Annotated in this window: 11 protein-coding genes; 3 read left to right on the top strand and 8 right to left on the bottom strand. The window is 65.7% G+C overall.

The genetic code is table 11. From position 1 onward, the window contains the following. The first annotated feature begins 22 nt into the window (after positions 1-22). The 3 genes from AC3IT0_RS18945 to AC3IT0_RS18935 all read left to right on the top strand — a co-directional run bounded on the left by AC3IT0_RS18945 (position 23) and on the right by AC3IT0_RS18935 (position 3,324). On the top strand, positions 23-802 hold the full coding sequence (locus AC3IT0_RS18945) for an SDR family oxidoreductase (protein ID WP_489321201.1): 780 nt from the start codon (positions 23-25) through the stop codon (positions 800-802). 225 nt (positions 803-1,027) lie between these two features. Beyond that, the gene (locus tag AC3IT0_RS18940; protein ID WP_489323847.1) at positions 1,028-2,530 is read left to right on the top strand and encodes a cation:dicarboxylate symporter family transporter; all 1,503 of its coding nucleotides are present in this window, start codon (positions 1,028-1,030) and stop codon (positions 2,528-2,530) included. Positions 2,531-2,700: 170 nt separating this feature from the next. Further along, entirely contained in the window at positions 2,701-3,324 is a 624-nt protein-coding gene (locus tag AC3IT0_RS18935) for a Pr6Pr family membrane protein (protein ID WP_489321200.1), read from the top strand. An 8-nt stretch (positions 3,325-3,332) separates the two neighbouring features. Here AC3IT0_RS18935 and AC3IT0_RS18930 read toward each other — a convergent pair whose 3' ends face one another. The 8 genes from AC3IT0_RS18930 to AC3IT0_RS18895 form a co-directional block, all read right to left on the bottom strand. Beyond that, positions 3,333-3,836, bottom strand: a complete 504-nt coding sequence (locus tag AC3IT0_RS18930; protein WP_489321199.1) for an SRPBCC family protein — start codon at positions 3,834-3,836, stop codon at positions 3,333-3,335. Between the two features lie 171 nt (positions 3,837-4,007). Then, positions 4,008-4,616, bottom strand: coding sequence for a nicotine blue oxidoreductase (gene nboR, locus AC3IT0_RS18925; protein WP_489321198.1), 609 nt, complete (start codon positions 4,614-4,616; stop codon positions 4,008-4,010). A gap of 83 nt (positions 4,617-4,699) precedes the next feature. Continuing rightward, a complete protein-coding gene (aceE, locus tag AC3IT0_RS18920; RefSeq protein WP_489321197.1) occupies positions 4,700-7,441 on the bottom strand; it encodes a pyruvate dehydrogenase (acetyl-transferring), homodimeric type in 2,742 nt (913 codons plus the stop codon). A 115-nt stretch (positions 7,442-7,556) separates the two neighbouring features. Next, a complete protein-coding gene (locus tag AC3IT0_RS18915; RefSeq protein ID WP_489321196.1) occupies positions 7,557-8,288 on the bottom strand; it encodes a maleate cis-trans isomerase family protein in 732 nt (243 codons plus the stop codon). Positions 8,289-8,295: 7 nt separating this feature from the next. Further along, the gene (locus AC3IT0_RS18910; RefSeq protein WP_489321195.1) at positions 8,296-9,738 is read right to left on the bottom strand and encodes an amidohydrolase family protein; all 1,443 of its coding nucleotides are present in this window, start codon (positions 9,736-9,738) and stop codon (positions 8,296-8,298) included. Positions 9,739-9,748: 10 nt separating this feature from the next. Continuing rightward, complete coding sequence (locus AC3IT0_RS18905; RefSeq protein ID WP_489321194.1) at positions 9,749-10,555, bottom strand: aspartate/glutamate racemase family protein; 807 nt, start codon at positions 10,553-10,555, stop codon at positions 9,749-9,751. Then, positions 10,552-11,235: a GntR family transcriptional regulator gene (locus tag AC3IT0_RS18900; RefSeq protein WP_104060664.1), complete on the bottom strand. Its 684-nt coding sequence runs from the start codon at positions 11,233-11,235 to the stop codon at positions 10,552-10,554. The genes AC3IT0_RS18905 and AC3IT0_RS18900 overlap by 4 nt, the downstream gene beginning before the upstream one ends. Positions 11,236-11,338: 103 nt before the next feature. Beyond that, positions 11,339-12,679 (bottom strand): MFS transporter, encoded by a 1,341-nt coding sequence (locus tag AC3IT0_RS18895; protein ID WP_489321193.1) that lies wholly within the window; start codon positions 12,677-12,679, stop codon positions 11,339-11,341. Between the last annotated feature and the right edge of the window lie 200 nt (positions 12,680-12,879).

Genomic DNA, 12,879 nt, shown 5'->3' with positions numbered 1-12,879 from the left:
CATCAACACCAGGAGCGACCCCATGACTGCAACCCACCGGCCCGCACATCCCCACCGGCCGGGACCGGTCGCCGTCGTGACGGGTGCGGGCTCCGGGATTGGCAGGGCGGTGGCGCGGCTGATGTTGGCCGACGGGTACCGCGTGGTGTTGGCCGGCCGCCGAGAGGCTCCACTGCTGGAGTCCGCGGCCGGCCACCGCCAGGCGTTGACGGTGACCTGCGACGTGACCGTGCCCGACGACGTCGAGCGCCTTTTCGCCGCAGCCCTCGGGGCGTGGGGGAGGGTTGACGTCCTGTTCAACAACGCCGGCGTGTTCGGCCCGGCCGCGTCGGTGGATGAAATCAGCGTGGCTGACTGGGACGCGGTGGTGGCGGTGAACCTCACCGGCTCCCTGCTGTGCGCCGCCGCGGCCGTGCGGGCCATGAAATCCCAGGATCCGCAGGGTGGCCGCATCATCAACAACGGATCCATTGCGGCCCATTCGCCGCGGCCGCGGACGGTGGCCTACACGGTCACCAAGCACGCCATGACGGGTCTGACCAAAAGCATCGAGCTGGACGGCAGGGACTTCGGCATCACATGCGGCCAGATCGACATCGGCAACACAGCCACGGACATCATGTCCACCATCGGTGTGGACTCCGGTGCCCTGCAGGCTGACGGCAGTCGCAGGGTGGAGCCCACGTTCCCGGTGCAGGACGCCGCGCGCGCCGTGCTCCTGATGGCAGGCATGCCGCCGTCGGCCAGTGTGGGCTCGGTGGTCATCACGGCCGCCGGGATGCCGTTCATCGGCAGGGGCTGACAAAAGAAGAATCCACACCTTTCCGTTACGGAAGCGGACGTCCGCCCGGGGTTTCCCCGGGCGGGCGTCCGTTTCGGTGGCGGATTTCTTCTGCCCGAAGGATCTCCATGATTCCACATTGTGAAAAATCATTTCCCCCTTGCGGAATCGTGTGACCGGGGTTACTTTGGAATCAGACCCCGATGTCCGGGGCTGTTCCCTATTGATAGGTACAGATCAATGTAGATCCCAGATTCCGCGGCGCTGAAGGCGAGTTCGGCCCCGCAGAAGAAGAAGCCCCTGTATAGGTTGCTCTTCTTCCAAATTCTGATCGCCGTCGTGGCAGGTGTTCTTATCGGACATTTCTGGCCGAACCTTGGCTCGCAGCTAAGGCCGCTCGGTGATGGTTTTATCCAGCTCATCAAAATGATCATCGCGCCGCTGATTTTCCTGGTGATCGTCACCGGCATTTCGGCCGTAGGCGACGTCAAGGCGGTCGGAAGGGTCGGGGTCAAAGCCCTTCTCTACTTCACCGCGGCCACGCTCTTCGCGCTGGTCTTCGGCCTGATCGTAGGCAACATCGTTCAGCCCGGTGCCGGGCTGAACATTGATCCCAACACACTCTCCCAGGAAGCGCTGGCCGCCAAGACCGGCAATGCCGCGCCCAAGGACGCCGCGGCCTTCATCCTGGACGTCATCCCCACCAGCGTCATCGGCGCCTTCGCGAGCAACAGCCTCCTGCAGGTTCTGTTCTTCTCGGTGTTCTTCGGCGCGGCAATCGTCGTCATCGGACGCGAGCGCTGCATGCCGGTCGTCAGCCTCATGGAGACGGTCCTGGAGCTCATCTTCAAGATCATGTCCTGGGTCATGAAGGTTGCACCGATCGGTGCTTTCGGTGCCATGGCCTTCATCATCGGCCAGTACGGGCTCGACACGCTCAGCACGTACGCGCTGCTCATTGCCGCCTGCTATGGCGCGGCCATCGTCTTCATCGGCCTGCTGTTCCTCGTGGCCTGGGGCTTTGCCCGCGTCCCGCTCTGGCACTTCCTGAAGTACACCCGCGAGGAGTTCCTGCTTGCACTCGGCACCGCCTCCACCGAGGCTGTGATGCCGCGCATCATGACCAAGCTGACCAATGCCGGCTGCTCACGCGCCACCACGGGCCTGGTAGTGCCCACCGGCTATTCGTTCAACCTCGACGGCGCCGCGATCTACCTTTCGATCTCCCTGCTCTTCCTGGCACAGGCCTTCGGCCACAACCTGGACCTCGGCCAGCAGCTGGCCGCGCTCGGCGTCCTGCTGCTGACCTCCAAGGGCATGGCCGGCGTCCCCGGTTCATCGTTCCTGGCTCTCTCCGCCACCGCTGCGGCATTGGGGATCTTCCCGGTTGCCGGCGTGGCCCTGCTGCTCGGTGCCGACCGCCTCATGGACTCCATGCGGGTGGTGGTCAACCTCCTGGGCAACTGCGTCGCCACGTTCGTGGTCTCCAAATGGGATGGCCAGTTCGACCGGAGCGTTATGGTCAGGGCGTTCAAGGACGAAATCACCAACCACGATTCCGCCGTCATGCTTGGCGTCGAGGAAGAGTTCGAAGACCAGGAGCTGGAGCGGATCAGCGGCGGCCAGGCGCCGTCCCCCAAGTTCCGGGGCGGGCCGAACCCGGACGAGATCCGCGAGTTCCACATGAGGCGGCCCACCCACGCCGCTGCCGGGCCTGACGGTTCGTCCGACGCGGGTGGCGGGAAGTAGCTTCCGGATCCCGGCTGATCACAGTCCGCAACGCAAGGAACCCTGCCCCTGATTGGGGCGGGGTTCCTTGTGTCTGGAATGCATCACGGAGGCTGCCGATCACGTAGCGCCCATTCAACTTCGGAGTGTCGAACCGCGCCTGAGCTGGGGATTCGGCAAGGATTGGGGTTATGACCAAGAGAACTCTGCTTATCGGGGGACGCTTTTTCTTTGGCCTTTTGACGTTGGTGGCGGTGGGAACACAGCTGACAGTTCACTTGGGCATGGGCTATGACGTCTGGAACTTCTTCAGCTACTTCACCAATCTGTCTAACATCTTCGCGGCGTTGGTGCTCCTCATCAGCGGCTACAGGGTGCTGATCCGCAAACGCCCCAGCGAAATCGACGACGTCACGCGCGGCACGGCAACCATCGCCATGGCCGTGGTGGGACTCGTGTTCGGCGCTTTACTGGCCGGCGAAGATCTCGGCTCGCTGCTGCCGTGGGTCAACGTCGTGGTGCACTACCTGATCCCGGTGGTCATGGTGGTGGACTGGCTCTTCCAACCGCCGCGGGCCACGCTCACGGTCAAGCACATCTGGTACTGGCTGCTCTACCCCGTCGGCTACCTGGTCTACAGCCTGGTCCGCGGGGCCTTGGTGAACTGGTACCCGTACTGGTTCGTCGACCCCGCACGGGCAGGTGGCTGGGGCGGGGTGGTGGTGTTTTCCCTCGCCATTTCCGTCGGCTTCCTAGTAGTGAGCCTGGCGATGCTGTGGCTAGGCAACAAGCTCAAGCGGCAGGTGGATTACTAAGCCGTGATTCACCGATCCGCCACGCCCTCCACGAGCGCGGCCATTTTGTCGAGGCACTGCTCAAGGCCGCTTTGCGACATGTCCCGTGCCTCCTGGGTACCGTACCCGCGCTCGGTCATGTGTAGCATCGTGCGCCCGTCGCCGAGGTCGGTCAGCACGACCTCGTGTTCACCGTCGGAGGGAACGCCGTCGGCGGGAATGCCCGCCTCTGTCGGCGTGATGCGGTTGCCATCGGCATCAGCGAAGTTGAACACATAGCGGATGTGACGCAATGGTTCCAACTCGGTGATATTCCATGTGCTGTGCTGCTCGAACCCGCCCCACTCCACGGGCGCGCGCATCGTCACGAGGATTCGGCCGCCGGGTCGAACGTCGGCGTCCGCGCGCGGGCATGTGAAACCTGTTGGTCCCCACCACTGGCGCAGGTCGCCGGGCTCCGTCCACGCGGCCCAGACCCGGCTCAGCGGAGCGTTGAACTCTCTGACCACATCGACGTCATAGGTGTCGGACATGCGAATCCCCTTCAGTTGCGATAGCCGGCGAAGATGGATGGTAGCGACGAATCGCCCACTGCGTCAAGAGATCGGACGCGCACGAAGCACACCACGGTTCATGGCTCACTCGCGCGGTATCGACCGCCTCGGAGAGCCGGCTCCGGGCGTCAGTCACAGTCATCTCGCTCATTAGTCAGTGAGGTGCAGCTGGTCCGGGAAGTCGAGGTCTTCGCCGCCGGAGAGGTCGCTGCAGTCCACGAGGTCGATCAGTTCCGGGTGGGCCTGAAGGAAATAGCGTGCCCCGGCGTCGCCCGTGGCCGTTTCCGCGGCCTCAACGCGGAGGCTGGAATCCAGGAGCAGCGGATGTCCCCGCTTGAGTTTTCCGTCGTTGCCACGGTAGGCGGCCGCGGTGACCCGGCCAAGCCGGTGGGATGCAAGCAACCGGGCGACAGTTTCGACGGTCAGGCCGGGCTGGTCCACGAGCGCGATGAGCGTATGGTCCCCCGGCGCTGCTGCCGCGACTCCCGCGCGGAACGAGCTTCCCATTCCGCTGGCCCAGTCCGGGTTGTCGATGACCCGGTGCCGGCTGAGATCGGTGGCGGCGCGGACCGTCACCGCGTCCGCGCCGAGCACTGTCACGACTTCCCGGCAGCCGCCTGCGAGCAGCACGTCTGCCAGGACTTCAACGAGCGTGCGGCCCTGGAACGGGAGCAACGCCTTGGGCCCGAGCCCCAGCCGCGTCCCGGCACCGGCGGCAAGCAGCACCGCCGTTGTGCCTTGTTTGTCCACGTCAGCCATCGCCCCAGCCTATCCAGCCGCATGACAGATGACGGCAGTGTTCCGGGGGAACACTGCCGTCAACTGTTGTATCGATGAAGGGGTCAGGCGTCGCCTCCGGCGCCGCCGGTGGTCCCGGCATTGACGTCCAGGAGCTTGTAGCGGTCCAGCGCGTAGGCGGGCACGCCGCCGTCCACCTCGCCTCGTGAGGCCAGCAGCTGCAGGGTCTTCACCACAATCGAGTGGGTGTCGTTCTTGAAGAAGCGGCGCGCTGCTGCGCGGGTGTCGGAGAATCCGAAGCCATCCGCACCGAGCGTGGCGAACTGGTGCGGAAGGAACTGGCGGATCTGGTCCGGCACGGCCTTCATGTAGTCGGTGACCGCAACGATCGGACCGGCTGCGCCGGCGAGCTGCTGGGTGACAAACGGTAGGCGGGCCGGCTGGCCCGGGTTCAGGAACGCTTCTTCCTCGGCGGCGAGCCCGTCGCGGCGCAGTTCGTTCCAGGACGTGACGGACCAGACGTCGGCGGAGACACCCCAGTCCTCGGCGAGGATCCGCTGGGCATCCAGGGCCCAAGGGACGGAAACGCCTGAGGCCAGGATCTGGCTCTTGGGCCCTTCAAGCTCTGACGCCGACACCCGGTAAATGCCCTTCAGCACACCGTTGACGTCGAGGTTCTCAGGCTCGGCCGGCTGGGAGATGGGCTCGTTGTAGACCGTGAGGTAGTACATGAGGTTCCGGTCAGCCGAATCGGGCCCGTACATCCGCTCGATGCCGTCCCTGATGATGTGGCCCATCTCGTACCCGTAGGCGGGGTCGTAGGTGAGGACCGCCGGGTTGGTGGAGGCGAGGAGCGGGGAGTGGCCGTCGGCGTGCTGGAGGCCTTCGCCGGTCAGGGTGGTCCGTCCTGCGGTGGCGCCGATGATGAAGCCGCGGGTCATCTGGTCCGCGGCGGCCCAGAAGGCGTCGCCGGTGCGCTGGAACCCGAACATGGAGTAGAACACGTAGATCGGGATCAGCGGTTCGCCGTGCGTGGCGTAGGCGGTTCCGGCGGCCGTGAAAGCGGCCACGGCCCCGGCTTCGTTGATGCCGGGGTGGATCAGCTGGCCCTGGGCCGATTCCTTGTAGGCCAGGACCAGGTCCCGGTCCACGGAGAGGTAGGCCTGGCCGTCCGGGTTGTAGATCTTGGCCGTGGGGAAGAATGCATCCATGCCGAAGGTCCGGGACTCATCCGGAACGATGGGAACAATGCGGTGTCCGAACTTCTTGTCCCGGAGCAGGTCCTTGAGCAGGCGCACGAAGGTCATGGTGGTGGCGGCCTGCTGCTTGCCGGACCCGCGCTTGGCAACCTCGTAGGTTTTGGCGTCCGGCAGTTCCACCGGCGCGTGGTCCGGCCGGCGTTCGGGGACGAAGCCGCCCAGGGCGCGGCGGCGTTCCATGAGGTACTGGATCTCGGGGGAGTCCATGCCGGGGTGGTAGTACGGGGGCCGGTAGAGGTCCGCATCGAGTTGTTCGTCCGTGATGGGGATGCGGAGGTGGTCGCGGAACTTCTTCAGGTCATCGAGGGTGAGCTTTTTCATCTGGTGGGTCGCGTTGCGGCCCTCGAAGTGGGGTCCGAGTCCGTAGCCCTTGACCGTTTTGGCCAGGATCACGGTGGGTTTGCCCTTGAACTCGGTGGCTGCCTTGTAGGCGGCGTAGACCTTGTTGTAGTCGTGGCCGCCGCGCTTGAGGTTCCAGATCTGGTCATCGTTCAGGTCCGCGACCATGTCCTTGGTCTGCGGGGTCTTGCCGAAGAAGTGCTCGCGGACGAACCCGCCGGATTCTGCCTTGTAGGTCTGGTAGTCACCGTCCGGGGTCTCGTTCATGATTTTCACGAGCGAGCCGTCGGTGTCCTGGGTGAGCAGGTCATCCCACTCCCGGCCCCAGACGACCTTGATGACGTTCCAGCCCGCGCCGCGGAAGAACGCCTCGAGTTCCTGCATGATCTTGCCGTTGCCGCGGACGGGTCCGTCGAGGCGCTGGAGGTTGCAGTTGATGACGAAGTTCAGGTTGTCGAGCTTGTCGTTCGCGGCGAGCTGGAGCAGGCCGCGGGACTCGGGCTCGTCCATTTCGCCGTCGCCCAGGAACGCCCAGACCTGCTGGTCGCTGGTGTCTTTCAGGCCGCGGTTGTGCAGGTACCGGTTGGACTGGGCCTGGTAGATCGCGTTCATCGGGCCGATGCCCATCGAGACCGTGGGGAATTCCCAGAACTTGGGCATGAGGCGCGGGTGCGGGTAGGAGGAGAGCGCGTGGCCTTCCTTGGACTTTTCCTGCCGGAACCCGTCCAGGTCCTCCTCGCCGAGCCGGCCTTCCATAAAGGCGCGGGCGTACATGCCGGGGGAGGCGTGGCCCTGGAAGAAGACCTGGTCACCGCCGCCGGGGTGGTCCTTGCCGCGGAAGAAGTGGTTGAAGCCCACCTCGTACAGGGTGGCGGCACCGGCATAGGTGGAGATGTGCCCGCCCACGCCGATATCGGCCCGCTGCGCCCGGTGCACCATGATGGCCGCGTTCCAGCGCATGTACGCCCGGTACTTCTGCTCGATCTCTTCGTCCCCCGGGAACGCCGTCTCCTGGTCCACCGGGATGGTGTTCACGTAGTCCGTGGTGGTCACCATCGGCACGCCCACGCTCTGCGCGCCGGCACGCTGCAGCAGGCTCCGCATGATGTATTGGGCACGTTCCGTGCCCTGTTCCTGAATCAGGCTATCCAGGGACTCCAGCCATTCGGCGGTCTCTTCCGGATCACGATCAGGCAGCTGGTTTGTCAACCCGCTGAGGATATGGGAGGTCTCTTCTCCTGCAGCCACGTCCAGCCTCTTTTCATCGTTGAATAGTTGGGCTCAAGTTTTCATTGTGTGAGAAAACTTTATTGCATCTCGAGATTATCTGAGCCGCGATCCGCGCGTCAAGGCGGGCGGACGGTCACAATCGGCTGAGGAGCCTGCCCCAGCGCGGGTCCAGCCCTGGTACGCCCGCCATCTTGAGGCAGTGCCACAGGGTGACGGCCACCGAATCCAGCACCGGTACGCCGGTGCGGGCCTCGATCTCGGCCGCGATGTTGGCGCCGTACAGGTTGGTGCACAGGTAGACCAGAGCATCCGGATTCGAGGCTGCGAGTTCCAGCGAGCCCGGCAGCATCTCGGCATCGGTGACCGAGGCGAAGGACTCGTTGTCGCTCAGGTCCAGGTGCCGGTGGTCGATGGTCTTGATGCCGGCCTGCGCGTAGGACCCGATCACGGCCTCGTTGACGTCCTCGGTGTATGGAGTGAAGAGCCCGATGCGTTCGGTGCCGAAGGACTTGAACGCCTCCATGTACGCAAGGGTGGACGTGGTGGCCGGGATGCCCGTGGCGTCCGTGATTCCCTGCACGAGCCGGCGGTCATGGTCGGCGCCGAGCCAGGATCCGGAGGTGCCGTTCCAGGCGATGACGTCCACGTCCGACGTTGCGAGCAGTTCTGCGGCGGCGTGCATCCCGGCGGCGTCGAACTGCTTGTCCGAGGAATCATCCAGCGCGATGCGGGTGACATTGATGCGGGTGAAGTGCAGCGTGACGTCTCGGCGGTCACCCAGGATGCGGTAGCTCTGAGGCTCCAGGCACGTGTTGGAGGACGGCACGATCATGCCGATGCGGATGGGGCGGTTGGCGGAAGGCATGGGGCTCCTAGGCAGAAATCGTGACGGTGGCGGGCGCTGCGGGTGTCAGCGGGGACAGGGCATCGCGGTGTTCGGTGAAGCCGTTGCGGGCCACGAAGCGGCCCACGGGGCCGGGATCCTGGAACCCGGCGTCGTCCACCACCACGTGCCCGGCGGAGACGACGACGGCGGGCCAGCCGGTCAGCGTCTTCCCTTCGAACGGCGAGAAGTCAGTGCCCATGTGCAGTGCACCGCCGTCGACGACGCGCTCCGTAGCGGGATCGAAGACGACCAGATCGGCGTCGAACCCTTCCACGATGGCGCCCTTGCGCGGCAGGGCATTGATCCGGGCCGGACCCGCGGAGAAGACCTCTACGAAGTCCTCCACAAAGCCGCCGGCCGAGGCCAGCGCCGTGAAGGTCACCGGCATGCGGGTCTCGACGCCGGGCAGGCCGTGCGGCATGAAGCGGACGTCGTCCGTGCGCTCGCGTTTCTGCGAGAGGTCGTAGCAGGAGTGGTCCGAGGCTACGGTGTGGATGGCCCCGGCTGCGAGGCGTTCCTTGAGGGCGGCCACGGTTTCGGCGCTGCGCATGGGCGGGCAGCAGGCGTACCACTCGGGGAACGTGCTGCCGTAGACGGTGTCATCCAGGCTCAGGTAGTGCGGGCAGGTCTCGGAGTAGGCTTCCTGGCCGCGGCTGCGGGCCTCGGTGACCAGGTCCACGGCTCCGGGAGTCGACTGGTGCACGAAGTAGACCGGCGCCCCGGTGTATTCGGCCATGGCGAGGGTTTCCTTGACAGAGATTTCCTCCGCCAGCTCGGGGCGCGTCCGGTGCAGGTGCTCGATGGCGATGCGTCCGTCCGCGGCGTGCTGCTCGGTGCAGTCGGCAATGATGGGGTCGTGCTCGGCATGGATGTAGGTGAGGCCGTCCAGGCGGACCATTTCGCGCATGACCTTGAGGATGGTGTCGCCGTCGGCCATGGTGGAGCCGCGGTTGGTGGTGTACATCTTCACGGAGCGCACACCCTCCGCGGCGAGCTGCTCCAGCTGCCACGGCACGGTCTCGTCCCAGCTGACCACGGAGCCGTGCAGCGCCACGTCGCAGCGCGATTCGGCGGCCAGCGCTTTCTTGGAAAGCACGGCGTCGAGCGGGGTTTCCTGGGCATCGCGCGGGATGCCGAAATCGATGATGGTGGTGGTGCCGCCCCACAGCGCTGCCGTGGAAGTGGTGCGGTAGTCGTCCAGCGTGCGGAAGCGGCCGGTCACCTGGGCCACGTGGCAGTGGCCGTCCACGCCGCCGGGAATCACCAGCTGGCCGCTTGCGTCCACGGTGCGTGTTGCTGCGGGCACGGGCTCGGAGGCGTCGAGCAGCTGCACGATGCGGCCGTCCCGGACCACAATATGGGCCTGTTGGCGGCCGAAGCTGTTGACCACGGTGCCGTGGGCGATGACGAGATCTGGGGTGTGGGACATCGTTGTCCTCCTACTTCTGGGTGGCGGGCTGGGCGGCCGAGGCAACGGCGGCGTTCGACCGGGCGGCGGCGTTCTGCGCGGCGGCCAGGGCGGCGTCGAGGTTTTCGGACAGTCCGCTGCGGCGCTTGACGGGCGGCGGAGCAAAGGCGCCCTGCCGGTGGAAGCCGGACTGCAGGGCAACCACGGCTTCGGTCATCCGGATGCCGGCGGAGATGCCGTCCACCACGGGAACGGGGATCTGTCCCTTAAGGTCGCGGGCGAGCCCGGCGAGCGGGGCACCTGCCAGGATCACGACGTCGGCCCCGTCCTCCGCGACAGCCTGCCGGCTGAGTGCCAGGAGCGTGTCCCTGAAGTCGGTCTGGACGGAGCCGATCGAGTTGAGGCTCTGGTTGATGGAACGGATCGAGGCCAAGCGGCCGCCGAGCCCGAAGTGCTCAACGCAGTCCCGGTACCAGGCGGTGATGCGGTCCGAGATGGCGATGATGGAGAAGCGCTGGCCCTGGAGGGCGGCTGCGCAGAGGGCGGCCTCGGTGATGCCGATGACCGGCACATCCACCAGTTCCTTGAGGGCCGGCATGCCGGGATCGCCGAACGCCGCCACCACGACGCCATCCACCTGGCCGTGATACTCGGCGATGATTTCGGCGACGGCGCCGGCGGCGATGAGGGATTCGAAGCGGGTTTCGATGTACTCGACCCCGTGCCCGGCGGTCCGCACGAGCAGCTCGGTGTCCGGCCCGGCCGAACGCACGGCCTCGGCTTCGATCAGCGCCGTGACGTCGGCACTGGTGTTGGGGTTGATGACCAGGAGTTTCATGGTTTTTTCCGATGCAGCTTGGGCTCGGCGGCGGTGGAGTCTTCGGGGAACTGCTCGCGGTACTTGCCGATGTGCGACGCCGATTGGGCGGCGGCGCGTTCCGGGTCGCCGCTGGCGATGGCGGCGTACAGGTCGCGGTGTTCCTGGATCAGTTCCGGGAGGTCGCTGACGTGGCGGAAGAGCCAGTGCATGCGGCCCTGAAGGGGTTCCAGCGCTGAGCGGAGAAAGTCGTTGTTGGCGATGCGGGTGATGGCGTCGTGGAATTCGCTGTTGGCGCGGTGGGCTTCCAGGATGGATCCCTTGGCGAGGCAGCGGTCGGCCTCGTCCAGCAGGCCCTGGAGTTGTTCGAGGTCCTGGGCCGTGGCGCGGGCCGCGGCCAGCCGGCAGGCGAGGACCTCAAGGGACTGGCGGACGTCAAAGAGGTCTTCCACATCCTTGGCGCTCAGTCCGCTGACCTCCATGCCGCGGGAAGCTCGGTCCCGGATCAGGCCTTCCTGGCGGAGCATCCGGAGGGCCTCGCGGACGGGAAGGCGCGAGACGTTGAATTCGGCGGCGAGGTCCCGCTCCACCAGCCGGGTGCCGGGCGCATAGTGGCCTTCGAAAATCCTCGTACGGAGCGTGTCACGCACGGTCTCCCGGAGGGGGCGGTCCGTGTTGTTCGTGTCTTCTGCGATAAGCAATTCTGGCTCCATTCGTGGTTCTTTCAGGCAGTGCGCCCGGCGTTCCCGGCCGGTGTCCGGCCTTTCGGCGGTACAGGCCGTCGGGCCGGCCCGGTCAGGCGAGTTAGACCGGGAGGCGCTTGTTGTAGTTCAGTGTCAGCACGGAGACGCCCATGATGACCGCGGATCCTACAAAGTACAGCAGTGCCCAGGTGTAGGAGCCAGTGGCCCCGACAATCAGGCCTACCACAATCGGGGTGACGAAGCCCGCGATGTTGCCGCTGAAGTTCATGGCGCCGCCCAGGACGCCGGCATTGGTCCGGCCGCCCAGGATGGAGGGGATGCTCCAGAAGAGGCCCACCCAGCGGAGGAAGAACATGACCACGGACAGCAGGACTACCGCCGTCGTCGAATCCGCCACGATGGTGACGCCTACCAGGCCGCCGATGACCACAACGCTGGAGATGCCCAGCAGGGTACGCATGACCAAGTTGGCCGAGGCGCCGGAGTTGCGCCACTTGTCGGCGATGTGGCCGCCCAGGATTTCACCGACGAAGCCGGCTCCGAAGATCACGAAGGTGGACCAGCCGATGGTCTTCAGGTCGAAGCCCTTGGCCTGGGCGAGGTAGAGCGGGCCCCAGGTGAGCAGGCCGTAGAACACGCCGTTGAAGCCCAGCCAGCCGAAGCACATGGCCCAGAAGGAACGGAACTTCAGGTACGGGAGCAGGGCGCGCTTGCCCGAGGCACCTTCCTTCGCGGCTTCGGCATCTTCCCCGGCGTGCGAGGCCTCAATGTATTCGGCCTCGGCGGCGTTGACGCCGCGGTGCTGGCGAGGGTTGTCCCGGATGTACCACCAGACGGCCAGACCCATGAGGACCGTTGCGGCGCCGGCGATGATGAACGCGAGGCGCCAGCTGCCGGTGGAGGCGATCAGGCCGGCAATGATGATGCCGCCCAGGCCGGCACCCAGGGGCGCGCCGGCGTCCAGGATGGTGGCGCCGCGGCCGCGTTCCGACTTGTGCATCCAGATGGCGTTGAGTTTGCCGCCGGCCGGCATCACGCCGGCTTCGGTGACGCCGATGCCGAGCCGGGCGATGAACATACTCAGGAAGCCGCCGGCCAGGCCGGATGCGGCGGTTGCCGCACCCCAGCCCACGCAGGAGGCCGTCATGACCTTGCGCGGACCGAACTTGTCGATCAGCCAGCCGACCGGGATCTGCATGAGCGCGTAGGTCCAGAAGAAGGCCGAAAGCAGGAGGCCCACGAGCTCGGGGGCGAGATTGAATTCCTTCTGGATGATGGGCAGGGCCACCGAAATGGAGCCCCTGTCGATGTAGTTGACGGCGACGAGGACCAGCAGGAGCAGGAACATTTTCCAGCGGACGTTGGTGCGGCGTTGCACGCCGTCCTTGCCGGTTTGGGCGTCGGGGAGCGGTACAGCGGTTTCAGTATTTTGATGAGACACAACTTCTCCTTTGCAGAGAGGAAGATTGCAGACGGGGAAAGACCTGGGTGTTCGCGGGGCAGGACGCCGGCTGGTGGGGCGTCCTGAATCCAATCCGGAAGCCGCGAAATGAACTGCGGCTCGGGATCCGTATCGCGATCTTTTGGGATCCCATGTTGGGATCCCAAAATTCAGAATAGGAGTGACCCATGACACTGTCA

It is taken from the genome of Pseudarthrobacter sp. KH_020_B, assembly GCF_057840185.1.
This window is presented reverse-complemented; position numbering and strand designations above follow the sequence as displayed.